The organism is Chthoniobacter flavus Ellin428 (genome assembly GCF_000173075.1).
Taxonomy (GTDB): domain Bacteria; phylum Verrucomicrobiota; class Verrucomicrobiia; order Chthoniobacterales; family Chthoniobacteraceae; genus Chthoniobacter; species Chthoniobacter flavus.
The window spans coordinates 61,292-77,546 of sequence record NZ_ABVL01000002.1; the positions used below are offsets into that span (position 1 = coordinate 61,292).

Genomic DNA, 16,255 nt, shown 5'->3' on the forward strand with positions numbered 1-16,255 from the left:
TTTCCCCGCCATGCCCAAGATCATTGTTTCCCTCCCTGAGTCCGGCGCCATCACCCATGAATTGACCGACGCCGAGGTCACCGTAGGTCGTGTCCCGGACAATTCTCTGCAGATCGAAGACATTTCCGTCTCCAGCCACCACGCGACTCTCACGCTGGGGGAAGGCGGTGATTACGTCTTGCGCGACATTGGCTCGACGAATGGCACGGAGCTGAACGGCAAGGAAATTCCCCGCGAGGAAGATCACAAGCTGCAGGACGGCGACAAGATTGTCTTCGGTAAGATCGAGGCGAGCTACGTTTCGGAAAATCCGGCGGAAGCGCGTCCGCTGCCGGAAGCGGAAGAAGTCAACGCCGTGGTGGCGTCTTCGAGCAAGCGTCCCGCGGATTTTGCCAATGCTTCGCCCTTCCAAAAGAAGAAGAAGAAGAAGGATCCGGTGGGCACGGCGCTGATCGTTCTCGCTGTCGTGGCCATCATTGGTTTCGGCGGGGTAATCATGGCGATCCTCAATATTCAGCCGCCGTCGCTGTAAGGGCGGACGCGCGGTCAAGCAGCTTGGGCTCGCTTTTTCGCGGCAGCGTTTTGAAGTGCGGTAGTCCTCTCTCAGCATTACCCACATCTTTGTGCGAAGCTTTGGTGCCGATAGCGGGTGACGCCACAGGGAGCGGCGACTTCCTAGTCGCTGACCGAAAAATCGGTGCGCGCAGCGCCTCTCTTTTTGGGCATCGCTACGGGACGCAGGGCGACTAGGAAGTCGCCCCTCCCAGTTGAGCCGCGGCCGACCTCTTCACTATTCCTGAAACCGACAAAAAGATGTGGGTAATGCTCAGAGTCCTCTACCGCTTTGGGACACAACTTTCGAAAGCGCCAGCGGACTGGCGCGCTCCAAAACGCAAGCGACTGCCTGGCGCTAGCTTTTAGCAGATGCTCCCGATGATGCGTTGCCAGCGGCGCGTGCTTGGTGAAGTAGCCGCGGAGCCGTCAGCCACGATATGGCAGGGGATCGAAGCGCACCCGTTTACCCTCGCCGCAGATGGCCGCGCTCCGCAGCAGGGCACGATGGTCAAGTCGGTCTGGAATGCCGCTGAGTGGCGCGTGCTGTTTGAAGTCGCCGATACGCATGTGTGGGCGACGTCGACGGAGCGCGGAGCCATGCTCTACGAGGAGGAAGTGGTCGAGGTCTTCGTCGATCCGTTCGGCGATTTGGAGCACTATTTCGAGATCGAATTAAACCCTCTGAATGCCGTCCTCGAGGTCGTGGCACGGCGGAGTCGCAGCGGTTACAAAAAGGATTTTGCCTGGCGCTGTGAGGACCTGCGCACGGCGGCGAGACGGACATCGACCGGTTGGTGCGGAGAACTCGCCATCCCTTTCCGCAGCCTGGTCGCCGAACCGCCTGTGGTCGGGGCGAAATGGCGGGCAAACTTTTGCCGCATCGACCGTCCGCCGGGAGTGGAGCGTGAACTCACTGCATGGTCCTCACCGCGTCGCGCCAATTTTCACACCCCCGAGCGATTCGGTTACGTCGAGTTTGTCGGCTAACCAATCGGAGCGGGAAAGGGGATGTTGGTGTTGGATGTTTTTCACAAATCCTTGTCGCCCGCGCGCCACGCTGCTAGCACAGGCACTCTCTCTTTTCTCCTGACCCCATGAGCAACAATATCGAGTCGCACCTGATCGAAAACCGCGTTTTTAAGCCGTCCAAAGAATTCTCCAAGAAAGCCCGGATCCAATCCATGGCTGAATACAAAAAGCTGTGGGAGGAATCAATTAAGAAACCGGACAAGTTTTGGGCGCGGGAAGCGGCCGAGCTGAAGTGGAATAAGAAGTGGTCAAAGGTGCTGGAGTGGAAGGAGCCGTTTGCCAAGTGGTTTGTCGGCGGCAAGCTCAATGTCTCCGAGAACTGCCTCGACCGGCATCTCGACGGGCCGCACAAGAACAAGGCGGCGATCATTTTCGAAGGCGAGCCCGGCGAGCGCCGTGTGATCACCTACCAGCAGTTGCACCGCGACGTCTGCCGCTTTGCCAATGTGCTCAAGCGCAACAAAATCAAGAAGGGCGATCGCGTCATCATTTACATGCCGATGATCCCCGAAGCCGCTGTGGCCATGCTGGCCTGCGCGCGTCTGGGCATCGTCCACTCCGTGGTGTTCGGCGGCTTCAGCGCCGAGTCGATCAAGGACCGCGTGCATGACAGCGGCGCCGTGGCGGTGATCACCGCGGACGGCGGTTATCGCCGTGGTGCGATCGTCCCGCTCAAGGCGAATGTCGACGCCGCGCTCAAGGATGGCGGTCATCCGGTGAAGCGCGTGATTGTTTTCAGGCGCGCCGGCAATGAAGTGCATATCGAGGAAGGCCGTGACGTGTGGTGGCATCGCGAGTTGGAGTACGTCGACGCGAATTGCCCGGCCGTGGAACTCGATAGCGAGCATCCGCTCTTCATTCTCTACACCAGCGGTTCGACCGGAAAGCCGAAGGGCATCCTGCACACCACGGGCGGTTATCTGCTCGGCGCCTACACCACTTGCAAATACGTCTTCGATCTGCGCGATGAAGACGTCTACTGGTGCACCGCGGACGTCGGCTGGGTGACCGGCCACAGCTACGTTGTCTACGGGCCGCTGGCCATGGGCGGCACCTCGCTCATGTATGAAGGCGCGCCGAACTGGCCCGACAACGGCCGTTTCTGGAAAATCTTCTAGGATTACGGCGTGACGATCATGTATACCGCGCCGACCGCGATTCGTGCGTTCATCAAGTGGGGCGACGAGTGGCCGAAGAAATACGATCTCAGCTCGCTGCGCCTGCTCGGCACGGTCGGCGAACCGATCAATCCCGAGGCGTGGATGTGGTACCACAAAGTCATCGGCGGCGGGCGCTGCCCGATCGTCGACACGTGGTGGCAGACGGAAACCGGCGGCCACATGATCACGCCGCTGCCGGGCGCGACGCCCACCAAGCCGGGCACGGCCACGCTGCCGTTCTTCGGCGTGGATGCCGCCGTCGTGGATGACAACGGCAAGGAAGTGCCGGCGAACGTCGGTGGCAAGCTGGTTATCCGCAAGCCGTGGCCGTCGATGCTGCGTTCCATCTGGGGCGACAAGGCGCGCTACAAGAAAACTTACTGGAGCGAACTCAAGGGCATGTATTTCGCCGGTGACGGCGCACGCCGCGACAAGGACGGCTATTTCTGGATCGTCGGCCGCATCGACGACGTGCTCAACGTGGCCGGGCATCGTCTCGGCACGGCGGAAGTCGAGAGCGCGCTCGTTTCGCATGCCTCGGTTGCCGAGGCTGCGGTTGTCGGTCGCCCGGATGAACTCAAGGGCCAGGGCGTCGTTTGCTTCGTCACGCTCAAGCAGGGCGTGGAGGCCAGGCAGGAATTGCGCGAAGAATTGAAGAAGCACGTCCGCACGGTCATCGGCCCGGTGGCGACGCCGGACGAAATCCGCTTCACCGAGGTCCTGCCCAAGACGCGCAGCGGCAAGATCATGCGCCGCCTGCTCAAGGAAATTGCCGCGGGCAAGGCCGTGAGCGGCGACACCACGACACTCGAAGACTTCAGCATCCTTGCCAAGCTGAGCGCCAGCCAGGAATAGGTGAACTACATCGCGCCGGGCCTGCGGGAGCTGGGCCGAATTTACAATCGCCAGTATCGCCGAGCTCGCCTCGTGCGGGAGCGGCGCAGGCTGGCGCACATGGAAAGTCAGCTCGGCCTGCTCGGCTGGCAGCAGGCCGATTTTGGCACCGACGCGCAGTTGCACGTCGATCGCCTCGCCGGCGTCGAGCGGGATCAGGTGCTCTTGACCAATGAGAGCGCCGCCCTGGGCCTTACCTTGCAGCAACTGGAAGAACGGCGCACCGCCGAGCGGGCGACCTACGAGACGCAGCGCGCGGAACGCATCGCAACGCGCGACCCCCTCGTGCCACCGGTGGAGGAGAGCGAGAAGCTGCTAAGCGCCAGGCAGAAAGAGCGCAAGGATGCGGAGGAGCACTTGAACGCCCTGGATCGCGAGAAGGTCACCAACGAGGAAAAGTACCGCGAGTTGCTGGCCAAGGGAAACCACACCTCGCAGCAGGAAGCCGAGGTGCAGCGCTTGCGCGCCCGCGTGATGCTGCTGCCGCAGGAGACCCATGAATGGCATCAAAAGCTCATGGCCACGCAGGTGGAGATTCCCCGGGTGGAGACGGAATTGGAACAGCGCCGGGCCATGCTCGCCGTGGAGACGGATGCATTGCGGATGCTGGAAAAGAACTTTGCCGAGAGCGACAAGGCATTCGCGGATGAGATCGCCAAACAAAAGCGCGACAAGCAGAAGCTGGAGCAGCAGATCAATGCGCTCGAGAAGTCGAAGACGAAGCCGTACCGCGAAATCGGCAGGATCCTAGCCGACCACGGAATCGAGCCCGCCAATCAACCCGAAGCGCTGGCCGGCGTGCTTGGTCAACGCGGACACATCGCCGCGGAGGAAGCGCAGATCATCGAATCGCTCGAGGCGAGCCGGCGGGAAAATCCCGTCGAATTGTGGGGCTCATGGTCGCTGCTCTTCACCCTGCTCGTGCTGCTCTGGGGAGTACTCTGGTTCACCCTATTGAGGGGACGATGAGATCAACGAGCTTGGCGTGGTGGGCCACGCTGCGGCAAGATTCCTGGGAATCGAAATGAACGAAGCTCCATCCACGGAAAATGCCCCCGAGTTCACGGGCCGTCCTGCCGCCGTCTACCTCGGTAGCGCACTGCTGCTCGCGTTCTTTCTCGTCCTCGTCTTTGCCTGGCGGGATAACGGGCAGCGGAAGACTTTGGAAACGACCGCTGAGTTAACCGCCGTCGGCGACGCACATTATTTCCCGATGCCACCGGTGCCCGCCCCTCCGGTGGAACCACCTTTTCCGGCAGTGGCGGCTTTCCACGGCCAGTCGTTATATCTGGCCGATTATCGGAAGCACACATATCAACCTGACGACATGACCCGCGTGGGTGTGACGGACGAGGGCGGCTACATCGTCTATCAAGCACCGAAGCGCGAAAAAGATGCCGACGAACGGAAGAAGGGAGAGATGTACTACCTCAGGCTTTCACCGTTGGAATATCTGAAGACTCGCGTGGTGAAGGCCGGGCAGGAGGAGAAGGAAGCAAAATGACGAATGACGAATGACGATTGCGTCCGATTCGGAGCGTTTTCTCCTTAGTCCTTCGTCATTAGACCTTCGTCATTTTTCAAGCCAGCGCCTTCCGGTGCACCCAGACACTGTTCACCAAGCCGAGACCGAACATCACCATCACGAGGAACGTGCCGCCGTAGCTGATCAAGGGCATGGGAATGCCGGTGATGGGCATGAGCGCGATGGTCATGCCGATGTTTTGGTAGACGTGGAAGAAGATCTGGCCGGTGAAGCCGACGGTTAAGAGCAGGCCTAATTCATCTGCCGCGACATGGGCGGTGAGCAGCATGGTGATGAGCAGCAGACCGAAGATGGAGATGAGCGTCGCCTCCCCGATAAAGCCGAATTGCTCGCCGATCGCCGTGTTGATGTAGTCCGTGTGCACGGTGGTGCCGGGGATGAAGCCCTGCTCCACTTGCGTGCCGGTGGCCATGAAGCCCTTGCCCGAAAAGCCGCCGGAACCGATGGCGATGAGCGCCTGGTTGATCGCCCAGCCGGCGCCCAGTCGATCGATGTCCGGGTCGACGAAGGCGATGATACGCGCCCGCTGATACGGCTTGAGACCGAAGTTCATTTCCACCGGGATGGCCGCGGCGGCCATGAGCAGCAGGGCGATGATGTAACGCTTCGGCAACCCATTGAGCATGAGCATGGCCATGATCGTCGGGATCCACACCAGCGTCATGCCGAGATCGGGTTGCTTGAGAATGAGCAACATCGGGCCGCCGACGATGGCGCCGGTGAAGACCAGCTTCAGCATCGGGTGCATCTTGCGGAACTGGCTGAGGAAGAGCCCCACCGTGAGTACGCCGGAGATCACCGCCATCTGCGCCGGTTGGAAGGTGCCGACGCCGGGCACGCGCAGCCAGCATTTCGCGCCGCCGTGCTCTTCACCCAGGTGTGTGTAGGTGAGGATGAGGAAAAAGACACTGGCGATATACATCGGCAGCGCCGCCCATTTCACCCAGCGGTAGTCGATGAGGCTGGTCACAATGAAGATGACGATGCCTGCGATGGCCCAGATGAACTGCTTGTGCCAGTATTCATCCGTGTGGAAAGCCGAGGCGCTGTAGACAGCGATGACCCCCAGCACACAGAGCGTGAACGCGGTGGCCAGAAGCAGCCAGTTCATGCCAAGCAGTTTTCGAATCAGTGGAGTCATGCGGAAAAGAGGAGCGCCGACAGTGCGATCACCGGGGAATTAACCGTGCTCCGGGGCATTGTCGAGGGGAATGAGAATGACGAAAAGTCGGGCGAGGAGGGTGGATCGTATCATCCCAGGCGACGGATCGCAGGCCCGGGCGGAATTATACCCCGATGCGGCGCAAATCGGGCACCGCCGCGAGGAGCTTTTTCGTATACTCGTGCTGCGGGTTTTCGTAGATGGCCTCCGCGGAGGCGGCTTCCACGATCTTGCCGCGATACATCACCAGCACCTGGTCGCTCATGTGTTCCACCACCGCGAGGTCGTGGGCGATGAAGAGATAGGTGAGGCCGAGCTCTTCCTGAAGGTCCTGCAGCAAGTTGACGATCTGGGCCTGCACGCTCACGTCCAGCGCGCTGACCGGTTCGTCGCAGACGATGAACTTCGGCTTCACCGCCAAGGCACGGGCGATGCCGATACGCTGCCGCTGGCCGCCGCTGAATTCATGCGGATAGCGCTCCATCATTTCCGGCTTGAGGCCGACCTGCTTGAGTAATTCCGCCACGCGGTCGCGCCGGGCGCTGCGGTTCATCTCCGGGAAATGGATCTCCAGCGCCTCGCCAATGATCTGCACGATGGTATGGCGGGGGTTCAGCGAGCCGAAGGGATCCTGAAAGATCATCTGCATCTCGCGTCGCAGCGGACGGAACTCGTCCTCCGACATCGGCAGGATGTCCTTGCCTTCAAACATCACTTCGCCCGAAGTCGCCGGAATCAGTTTGAGCAGTGTCTTGCCAATGGTCGACTTACCGCTGCCGCTCTCACCCACCAGTCCTACTGTCGTGCCCTCCTCGACATCGAAGCTGACATCATCGACGGCCTTGATGTCATCGATATGGCTACGAAAGACGCCGCCAGTGACCGGGAACCACGTGCGAAGATTGCGAACGGAGAGGAGGGGCATGGGAATGACGAATGACGGATGACGAATGACGAAGGAAGCCCGAATTATTCCTTCTTCGTCATAGGATGGTTCTATTGGCTCAGAAACGCCGTCAACGGACTGGTCGGCGAAGCCGTATCCAGCTCCGAGCCGAGGCCGAGGAGGAACGCTTCGCGGCCCGCCTCGACTGCCATCTTGAAGGCGCGGCCCATCCGCGAAGGATCGGGTGCAATGGCGATGGCGGTATTCACCAGCACGGCATCCGCGCCCATTTCCAACGCTTCGGCCGCCTGGCTCGGGGCGCCGAGGCCCGCGTCAACCACCACCGGCACGGTCGCTTGTTCGATAATGATCTCAATCTGCGCCCGGGTCTCGATGCCGCGGTTGCTCCCGATCGGTGAACCGAGCGGCATCACCGTAGCGGTGCCAACATCCTGCAGTCGCTTGGCCAGCACCGGGTCGGCGTTGATGTAGGGCAGCACCGTGAAGCCTTCGCGCACGAGTTGCTCGGCGGCCTTGAGCGTCTCGATGGGGTCGGGGAGCAGGTAGCGCGGGTCCGGGTGAATCTCCAGCTTCACCCATTTCGGCAATCCCGCCGCAGCAGCGAGGCGGGCGAGGCGCACCGCTTCCTCGGCGTTCAACGCGCCACTGGTATTCGGCAGGAGCAGGTATTTCTTCGGGTCAATGAAATCGAGGATGTTGGCGAAAGGATCGCCCTTGCCGGTCAGGTCCGCGCGGCGCAGGGCTACTGTAACGATCTCGCAACCACTGGCTTCCAGCGCGGAGGCCATCGCTTCATTCGATGAAAATTTGCCTGTGCCCAAGAGCAGGCGGGAATGAAATTCGCGGCCGGCGATGAGCAGGGGATCTGGCGTATTGGGCATGTCGGCGGCGACCGTAATGGAAGACCGCACGCATTTCCACTCCCGACGTAAGGAGAAAACTTGCGGATTTCTAAGGTGTTCTTAACTTTTAGTCGTGCGCGAATTTGCCTCATCTTCGATCAGCCTGGCGGGATCGCTGCTCATCGCGCACCCCGGATTGCTCGATCCGAATTTCCGCCGGTCGGTGCTCTTCATTTCGAGCAACGATGCGCAGGAAGGTTCCTTCGGACTCATCATCAATCGTCCCGCCAGCCGCACCGTGGCCGAATTGCTGCCGAACAAAGACCTCGGGATGCTCAGCCGCGTCCCGGTGTTCCTCGGCGGCCCCGTGGCCACGGATCAACTCGTCTTCGCCGCCTTTCAGTGGCACGAAGAAACCGAGCGGATGGTCTGCCGTCCGCATCTCGTCATCGATGAAGCCGCCGAGATCGTGCATGACGAAACCACCATCGTGCGCGCCTTTGTCGGCTATGCCGGTTGGAGCAAGGGCCAGCTCGAGGGCGAACTCGCGCAGCGCACCTGGCTGGTCCGCCCCGCCGCGCGCGATACCCTGGACCTGGAGCGTTGCCCCACGCTCTGGCGTGAAATCACCAGCACCTTTGGCCCTTGGTTCCGGCTGCTCGCCGAGGCGCCAGACGATACGACCTCGAATTAAAAATCATGATTGTTGGCGTTCCGAAGGAGATCAAAGCGCAGGAGAACCGCGTCGGCCTGTTGCCATCCGCAATTTATCAACTCGTCCAGCGCGGACACAAGGTGCTCGCGGAGAAAAGTGCCGGGGTCGGTGCCGGTTATCCCGATGAAGAATATGTCCGGGCCGGCGCGGAACTCGTCAACAAACACGCCGAGATCTTCGAGCGCGCCGACATGGTGGTGAAAGTGAAGGAGCCGCTCCCCGAGGAATATGGACTCCTCCGCGAAGGCCAGATTCTTTTCACCTACCTGCATCTCGCCGCGAGCAAGCCGCTCACCGAGGCGCTGGTGAAATCGCGCGTTACCGCCATCGCTTACGAAACGGTGGAGGTGAATCGCCGTCTGCCATTGCTCGAGCCCATGAGTGAGATTGCCGGCCGCATGTCCATCATCGTGGGCGGCTATTTCCTGGCGAAACATTGTGGCGGAAAAGGGGTGCTTCTCGGTGGCGTGCCGGGAGTGTTGCCGGGCAAGGTCATCGTCATTGGTGGCGGCACTGCCGGGGTGAATGCCGCCCGCATGGCCACTGGACTCGGTGCGGATGTGACCATTCTCGAGGTCGACGTGGAGCGGATGCGTTTCCTCGACATCACCATGCACACCGCGCACACGCTGTATTCCAGCCCCGCGCATGTCACCGAGCTGTTGCCCTCGGTTGACCTGCTCATCGGCGCCGTGCTCGTGCCGGGAGCGAAGGCACCGAAGCTCATCAGTCGTGACATGCTCAAGCTCATGAAACCGGGCAGCGTGCTCGTGGACATCGCCATCGACCAGGGCGGCTGCGTGGAAACTTCCCACCCGACCACGCACGAGAAGCCGACCTTCGTCGAGGAAGACGTCATCCACTATTGCGTGGCTAACATGCCCGCCGCCTACGCGCGCACCGCCACGCAGGCGCTCACCAATGTCACCTCGCGCTATGTCGAGTTACTCGCCGACCACGGCGTCCCCGGCGCCTTCCACCGCGACCCGCACCTCCTCGGCGGCCTGAATCTCATCGATGGCCACATCACGCTCAAAGCCGTCGCCGAAGCGCACAACCTGCCGTTCATGGATTACGGTAAGGGCTCGGGCATTCCGCCGCTGCGGTTGTAAAAGAAGTGTCGAAAGAATGTGGGTGCGCGGCCGCGGTTTCTTGGGAGGGGCGATCTCCAGGTCGCCCTGCGTTGTGTAGCAACGCCCCGAAAAATCGGGCGCTGATTTCGGTCGGCGACCTGGAGATCGCCGCTCCCAGAGCGCCTTCCGCAGCAGCGTTCAAGTGCCGTGAATAAAGGTCAGGGCATTGAACCCGGTCCGACTTCTCAGTGAGGACTATAGCGTGCCCGCTGGCGCCGCTACTTCCCGCACCAATTTACCTGCGATCCAGAACTTGCGTATCTCGCTGAGAACGAAGCCAATTCCGAGGATCCAAAAGAACGGAATCCAAATATGGCGATGGTGTTCCGGTGAGAGGTAAAAGCCACTGATGAAAATGAAACCGGCCCAGGTAAGAAAGATCCACAGGCCCCAGCTTCGCCAGGAAAGCGGCTTGGGCGTCGGATATCCAGGCGTCCGTTCGCACCACCTCCGCAGCAAGAGCATAGGAATGTAGGAAACGAGCAAGACGAAGGGAAAAGGCCAGTGCTGATAGTGAAGAAGAAACCAAAGTAATGCGACGATCGCGGTCAAACCAACCCACGAGAGAACGATGCGCCATCGCGCGCCACGGATGACCGCTTTTTCTTCGGCAGTGGGTTCCGGAAGTGTCATTGCGTCGCCCGGAGGAATCCGGATTTTCCTTGGGGGTGCAAGCCTTCATTAGAAGGGCAGAAAGAGATGCGTTGGCCCGCGAATGACAGAGATGGCACGAATGAAAGGCACCCTATTCGTGTCATTTGTGTAATTTGCGGGCGCTTTTCGCAATCTCTTGGAACCGCGGCAGGTTTTGTTGGTTCAAATTGAACCAATTAACCGCCAGCGCCATTGCCGAATGACGGCAAGTTGTTCTAGAAGACCCGGATGTCTTCCCCCGCCGTGCGTCTGCCTTGGTATCGCATCCTGTATGTGCAGGTGCTCATTGGCGTGGCGTTGGGTATTCTGATCGGACACTTTTTTCCGGCCCAAGGGGTGGCGCTGCAGCCGCTGGGCGATGGGTTCATCAAGCTGGTCAAGATGATCATTGCCCCGATCATTTTCTGCACGGTGACTCATGGCATTGCCGCGATGAGCGACTTGAAGAAACTGGGGCGGATCGGCGGCAAGGCGTTGCTTTACTTCGAGGTCGTGTCGACCTTTGCATTGCTCATCGGCCTGGTGGTGGTGAATACACTGAAGCCGGGTGAAGGGTTCCAAGCGGGCGCGCTTGATCCGGCGGCGGTCGCCAAGGCGCAACATTTTGCGCAGCAGGCGCATACGCTGAATACCGTCGATTTTCTGCTGAACATCATCCCCAAGACCTTCCTTGGCGCCTTCACCGGGGACGACTTGCTGCAAGTGCTCCTCGTGGCCGTGCTCACGGCCTTTGCCATCGGGGCGATGGGAGAACGCGGCAAGCCGATCCTCCACGGCATCGAACTGGCCTCGGAGGTCTTCTTCGGGATCATGCGCATCGTGGTGCAACTCGCCCCCATCGGCGCGATGGGCGCCATGGCCTACACCGTGGGCAGCTACGGCCTGGGTGCGCTGCGCAACCTGCTCGAGCTCATGCTGGGCTTCTATTTCACGGCTGGCGTATTCGTCATCGTGGTCCTGGGAGCGATCGCCCGGATGTGTGGCTTCTCGATCTTCCGCTTCATCGGCTACATCAAGGAAGAGCTGCTGCTGGTTTTGGGGACGAGTTCCTCGGAAACGGCGCTGCCCGGGATGCTGCGCAAGATGCGGGCGCTGGGCTGCGCGGAGAGCACGGTGGGGCTGGTCATCCCCACCGGCTACAGCTTCAACCTCGACGGCACGAACATCTACATGACCATGGCCACGCTCTTCCTCGCCCAAGCGACGAATACCCATCTGAACCTGCGTCAGCAGCTCACCATTTTGGCGGTGGCGATGCTGTCCTCGAAAGGAGCCAGCGCGGTCACCGGAGCGGGCTTTATTACCTTGGCGGCAACGCTTTCCGTCGTGAAAGAGATCCCGCTCGAATCGCTGGCCATGCTGGTGGGGATCGACCGTTTCATGAGCGAATGCCGGGCCCTGACCAACCTGGTGGGCAACGGGGTCGCCACGGTGGTGATCAGCCGCTGGGAAAAAGAGGTCACGCCCGAGCAACTCCGCGAGAACCTGCAAGCCAGGCGTTCGATCGCCACAACAGTGGAAGAAGAGCCCGCTCCTGTGTAAAGTGTCAGCGGAGATGTGCTTGAAAACAAAATTTCACATAATTCGAACAGTGCGTAAATCTGGCACGCCGTGTGCAGCTTTTCGCACTGTTCTCCATGCCCATGGCCGACCTTAAATTCTCATGCCCGGAATGCCGGCAACGCATCGCCGTCGACGATGGCGCCGCTGGTATGCAGGTGGATTGTCCAAACTGCCGGAGCACTCTCATCATCCCACAAGCCACCGACGGACCGGTGAGTATCACCGTGCGGAGGCGCCTGGTTTCGGCCAGCGGCCATGCGGATAGCGCTTACGAAGAACTGGAACGCAAGCAGCGCGAACTCGCGGTCGCTTTGCAAGAGACGGCCAAGTGGCGGGCGGATACGGAGAACTCGCGGGCGGAGTTGATCAAGCTGCGGGAGGATCTCGCGGCGACAGCGAGGGAACGCGATGGCTTGCGGGCCACGGGTATGGAGTTGAACCGGCTGAAGAGCGAGGAAGGCAGTGTCAGGACCAATCTGGAAAGGGCGCAGCAGGAATTGGCTACGGCCCGTGACGAACGGGAGAAGCTGGTCAAGGAACTGGCCAAGCGGGGAAGCGAGCCTCCTCCCAGCGGAACGAAACTGGGGCCGGGTCATACTGTCTTGCAGGACCGGCTCATCGAGGGGGAAAGAGAGCGCTCGGAATTGCGGGCGCAACTCGCGGATGCGTTGAAGCGCTCGGGACCCATTGGCGATGTGGATGTCCAGATCGCGCGGCTGCGGGAGCAATTGGCAGCGGTCTCCACCGAACGGGACAGTCTGCGGCACAGCGCGGGCAAGGATGAGGATGAGCTGAAGCATTTGCGAGCTGCGGCGACCGAGATGCAGCGACTTCTGGAGGCAGAGCGCACCAGGGCGGCGGAGGCTGCCGGGAACCTGACGGTCGCGGAGCAGAAGATCGCCAATTTCCAAACGGAATTGGAGAAGGCGCGGACGACGACCCTGGAGCAGGGGACATCGCAGGGTGAAAAGACGGGGCTGCAGAGCCAGTTGGAAACCGCGGCCGCGGAGCATGAGGAGACGCGCCGCAAACTGGGCGAGCAGCAGGCCGAGTTCAGCCGGATTTTGGAAATGCATTACACCGCGCAGGGCGAGTTGGAAGGCGAGCGGCAAAGGACAGCGGAGAAGCAGGCCGAATTGGAGCGCGTGCGGGAGTTGCACACCGCGGATCAGCGGGAACTGGAAAGCGTCCGGCAAAAGGCCGCGGATTATCAGTCCGAATTGCACAAACTGCATGACTCCCAGTCCGCGGCGCAACGCGAACTGGAAGGAGCGAAGCAGGAGCTGGCCAATTTGCGCGAGCAGCGAGGCAAGGGGACCAACGAACACGAGGAAGCGGTACGCAAGATTACCGAGCAGCACACCGAGATCGAGCAACTGCGCGCATCCCACCAGAACGCGCAGGGTGAAATCGAAGGGCTCAATCAGCGGCTGAGCAGCATGCGCGACAGCCATGCCAAGCTCAGCGCGGATCACGAAGAGACGGAGCGCAAACTTTCCGAACAGCAGAACGACCTGAATAGCATTCGCGAGGCGCACACGACCGCGCAGCGGGAACTCGAGAGTGTGCGCCAGGAGTTCACGAATCTGCGGGACGAGCACGCGAAGGTTTCCACGGAACGCGGTGAAGCGCAGCAGAAGGCTGGCGAGCAGACGGTTGAATTGAACCGTATGCAGGAAGCGCACGGCGCCTTGCAGCGCGAGCTGGAAGGCATGCGCCAGGAACTCACGAGCCTGCGGGACGAGCACGCAAAGGTTTCCACGGAACGCGGAGAAGCACAGCAGAAGGCCGGCGAGCAGACGGCGGAATTGAATCGCGTGCAGGAAGCGCACGGCGCCTTGCAGCGCGAGCTGGAAGGCATGCGCCAGGAGTTGACCGGTCTCAAGGACGAGCACGCCAGGGTCTCCACCGAACGGGATGAAGCGCGCAAGCAGGTGACGGATCGCGAGGAAGCGTTGCGCACTGCGTCGCTCACCATGGAGGCGGCGAAGAATGAATTCGATCGCACGAAGCTGGAGACGGCGGAGGCCGTGGCGGAGCACGACCGGCTAAAGGCCGCGGTGGCCGAGGCGGAAGACGAGGCAAAGGATTTGCAGCACCGCGTGGATGGGCTGCTCGATGATTTGCATCAGCGCGAGCACGAGCTTTCCGAGGCGAAGAAAAAGATCGAGGTCAACAAGGTCGAGCAGGAGCAGGTCCGCCAGCAATTGGTGGCCCGGGAAAACGAGTTGCGCACCGCGCAGGAGAAGATCGAGGCGGCGGATCGCGAGATTGAAGAACTAAAGTCGCGCACCGCGACCGATGGCGAGGCACACCAAGGGGAGGTCACGAAATCCAAAGCCCGCATCGAGGAGCTCGAGGGGCGAGTGGCGTCGTTGCTCTCCGAATTGCAGAACGCCAACAAGGATGCCGGCGACCTGCGGATGAACTGGCAGGCGGGGCGCAGCGAACGCGAACAACTCGTCGACAAGATTTCGGGCAAGGAAGCGGAGATCCGGCAATTGCAGGGCGAACTCGAGAAGGCTCGCGAACTGGAGAAGTCGCTGCGCGCGAAGACCGAGGACGCCGTGAAGGCGATGGTCGCCGCGCAGGAGAAAGGCCAGACGCTGGGCGGCGAACGCGATCGCCTCTCCGCCAATCTCGCGAAGGTCAATACCGAGCTGGGCGTGGCGCATGAGCAATTGCGCCAGGCGCGCTCGGAGCGTGAGGTTATGCGGTCGAGTGTCGGCTCGGTTGAGATTCAGCTCGAGCAGGGGCTCGATCAATTGCATGCCGTGGAATCCGAACGCGATGCGCTCAAGACGGAACTCGAAGCGGTCAAGGCCGGTCTCGAGCGCGCCAAGCAGCACGTGACGGTGTTGCAATCGCGGCGCGACCAGATGCGCGATGAAATCGCCAAGCTCAAGGTCGCCTTGGGTCAGGCGCCGGATGCGATTGGCTAATAGGGGGTACCGGAACTCCCTTCGAACAGAAAAATGGACCACCGATTTCACGGATTACGCGGATTTTCTGGAGGCCACGGAATCCGTGAAATCCGCGTAATCCGTGGTCAAACTCTCTTCAAGTCTTGAAGACGCCGCTCATCTCCATCGTCTTCTTCCTGCTGGCGGCACTCTTCGGTGCGGTTGGGCAGTTCCTTTACAAGTCCGGCGCGGAGCGGACGGGCGGGACGATCGCCGGGTATCTGTTGAATCCGCGATTGTTGGGCGGGGTGATTTGCTACGTCGCGGTGATGGTGCTCTTCGTGGCAGCTTTCAAGAAGGGCGGAGCGCTAGCCACGTTGTATCCCATCTACGCCACGACTTTCATCTTCGCCGCGCTGATTGCCCTCTGGGCTTACGGCACGCCGATCAAACCGGTGAATGTGGGCGGCATGCTTCTGCTTGTCGCGGGGATGTATTTCATGGGACGTTAGTTAATGCCCATTGAAACATCGGGACGCCGTCCGTTAAAAACGCGCGACTGGCTGTTTTTCAAAAATCTCGCCACCTGGCTGGCGAGCCATCGGGCGACGCCGAATGCGATTTCGTTCATGAGCATCGTCTTCGGCTGTCTCGCCGGAGCATCGCTGGCGGCGACGGCGCATGTGGAAGGCTGGGCGGTGCGCGCTTGCTGGCTCGGCGCCGCGGTGGGCGTACAATTGCGGCTCATCGCCAATTTGCTCGATGGCATGGTCGCGGTGGAGGGACGCAAAGGTGGGCCGGTTGGGGGATCTTTGGAACGAGGCGCCGGACCGCGTTTCCGATGCGGCGATTTTCATCGGTGCCGGTTATGCCGCGGGAAGTTGCCCCGCGCTGGGATTCAGCGCCGCGGTGGTTGCGCTCTTTGTCGCTTACGTTCGCGCTTTGGGTGCGAGTGTGGGCGTGGGGCAGATTTTTCTCGGTCCACAAGCCAAGCAACAACGCATGGCCGTGACCACCGGGGCGAGTGTGCTTTCCGCGCTGGTGCCCGCTGCGCAATGGGACGTGGGCGGATTTTCGCTGACCCTCATTCGCCTGGCGTTGGGCATCATCGTCCTCGGAGGGATTGTGACCGCCTGGCGTCGATTGACTCGCGTTGCCACACTGCTGCGAGAGAAAGCTCATTGATATGTTC

Annotated in this window: 15 protein-coding genes and 1 pseudogene; 11 read left to right on the top strand and 5 right to left on the bottom strand. The window is 61.0% G+C overall.

The annotated features are described in order from the left end of the window. Positions 1–10 precede the first annotated feature (10 nt). The 5 genes and pseudogenes from CFE428DRAFT_RS32860 to CFE428DRAFT_RS03140 all read left to right on the top strand — a co-directional run bounded on the left by CFE428DRAFT_RS32860 (position 11) and on the right by CFE428DRAFT_RS03140 (position 5,142). Complete coding sequence (locus CFE428DRAFT_RS32860; protein WP_006977974.1) at positions 11–532, top strand: FHA domain-containing protein; 522 nt, start codon at positions 11–13, stop codon at positions 530–532. 401 nt (positions 533–933) lie between these two features. Then, complete coding sequence (locus CFE428DRAFT_RS03125) at positions 934–1,542, top strand: carbohydrate-binding family 9-like protein (protein WP_006977975.1); 609 nt, start codon at positions 934–936, stop codon at positions 1,540–1,542. A 107-nt stretch (positions 1,543–1,649) separates the two neighbouring features. Further along, positions 1,650–3,599 (top strand): annotated as a pseudogene (gene acs / locus CFE428DRAFT_RS03130) (acetate--CoA ligase). Beyond that, positions 3,600–4,607 (top strand): coiled-coil domain-containing protein, encoded by a 1,008-nt coding sequence (locus CFE428DRAFT_RS03135; protein WP_006977978.1) that lies wholly within the window; start codon positions 3,600–3,602, stop codon positions 4,605–4,607. 55 nt (positions 4,608–4,662) lie between these two features. Further along, positions 4,663–5,142, top strand: coding sequence for a hypothetical protein (locus CFE428DRAFT_RS03140; RefSeq protein WP_006977979.1), 480 nt, complete (start codon positions 4,663–4,665; stop codon positions 5,140–5,142). A 76-nt stretch (positions 5,143–5,218) separates the two neighbouring features. On the opposite strand, the gene CFE428DRAFT_RS03145 is transcribed toward CFE428DRAFT_RS03140, so the two are convergent. The 3 genes from CFE428DRAFT_RS03145 to CFE428DRAFT_RS03155 form a co-directional block, all read right to left on the bottom strand. Continuing rightward, positions 5,219–6,295: an FtsW/RodA/SpoVE family cell cycle protein gene (locus CFE428DRAFT_RS03145; RefSeq protein WP_006977980.1), complete on the bottom strand. Its 1,077-nt coding sequence runs from the start codon at positions 6,293–6,295 to the stop codon at positions 5,219–5,221. Positions 6,296–6,470: 175 nt separating this feature from the next. Further along, positions 6,471–7,271: an ABC transporter ATP-binding protein gene (locus CFE428DRAFT_RS03150; protein WP_006977981.1), complete on the bottom strand. Its 801-nt coding sequence runs from the start codon at positions 7,269–7,271 to the stop codon at positions 6,471–6,473. Positions 7,272–7,342: 71 nt separating this feature from the next. Continuing rightward, positions 7,343–8,134: a thiazole synthase gene (locus tag CFE428DRAFT_RS03155; RefSeq protein ID WP_006977982.1), complete on the bottom strand. Its 792-nt coding sequence runs from the start codon at positions 8,132–8,134 to the stop codon at positions 7,343–7,345. Between the two features lie 94 nt (positions 8,135–8,228). Here CFE428DRAFT_RS03155 and CFE428DRAFT_RS03160 point away from each other — a divergent pair, with 94 nt between their 5' ends. Further along, a complete protein-coding gene (locus tag CFE428DRAFT_RS03160) occupies positions 8,229–8,789 on the top strand; it encodes a YqgE/AlgH family protein (RefSeq protein ID WP_006977983.1) in 561 nt (186 codons plus the stop codon). Positions 8,790–8,794: 5 nt separating this feature from the next. Then, positions 8,795–9,922, top strand: coding sequence for an alanine dehydrogenase (gene ald, locus CFE428DRAFT_RS03165; protein WP_006977984.1), 1,128 nt, complete (start codon positions 8,795–8,797; stop codon positions 9,920–9,922). 216 nt (positions 9,923–10,138) lie between these two features. Here the strand turns inward: ald and CFE428DRAFT_RS03170 are convergent, their stop codons facing one another. Next, the gene (locus tag CFE428DRAFT_RS03170; RefSeq protein WP_157447412.1) at positions 10,139–10,495 is read right to left on the bottom strand and encodes a hypothetical protein; all 357 of its coding nucleotides are present in this window, start codon (positions 10,493–10,495) and stop codon (positions 10,139–10,141) included. Positions 10,496–10,840: 345 nt separating this feature from the next. On the opposite strand from CFE428DRAFT_RS03170, the gene CFE428DRAFT_RS03175 reads away from it, so the two are divergent. From CFE428DRAFT_RS03175 to CFE428DRAFT_RS03185, 3 genes are all read left to right on the top strand, one after another. Then, positions 10,841–12,139 carry a dicarboxylate/amino acid:cation symporter gene (locus CFE428DRAFT_RS03175; RefSeq protein ID WP_131989133.1) on the top strand — a complete coding sequence of 433 codons (1,299 nt, stop codon included), beginning with the start codon at positions 10,841–10,843 and terminating at the stop codon, positions 12,137–12,139. A 101-nt stretch (positions 12,140–12,240) separates the two neighbouring features. Continuing rightward, a complete protein-coding gene (locus tag CFE428DRAFT_RS03180; protein ID WP_042724332.1) occupies positions 12,241–15,102 on the top strand; it encodes a hypothetical protein in 2,862 nt (953 codons plus the stop codon). A 125-nt stretch (positions 15,103–15,227) separates the two neighbouring features. Continuing rightward, the gene (locus tag CFE428DRAFT_RS03185) at positions 15,228–15,575 is read left to right on the top strand and encodes a hypothetical protein (protein WP_006977989.1); all 348 of its coding nucleotides are present in this window, start codon (positions 15,228–15,230) and stop codon (positions 15,573–15,575) included. On the opposite strand, the gene CFE428DRAFT_RS38665 is transcribed toward CFE428DRAFT_RS03185, so the two are convergent. Further along, positions 15,572–15,853, bottom strand: coding sequence for a hypothetical protein (locus tag CFE428DRAFT_RS38665; RefSeq protein WP_237705430.1), 282 nt, complete (start codon positions 15,851–15,853; stop codon positions 15,572–15,574). The genes CFE428DRAFT_RS03185 and CFE428DRAFT_RS38665 overlap by 4 nt on opposite strands. A gap of 11 nt (positions 15,854–15,864) precedes the next feature. Here CFE428DRAFT_RS38665 and CFE428DRAFT_RS38670 point away from each other — a divergent pair, with 11 nt between their 5' ends. Next, a complete protein-coding gene (locus CFE428DRAFT_RS38670; RefSeq protein WP_202797342.1) occupies positions 15,865–16,248 on the top strand; it encodes a hypothetical protein in 384 nt (127 codons plus the stop codon). Positions 16,249–16,255 lie beyond the last annotated feature (7 nt).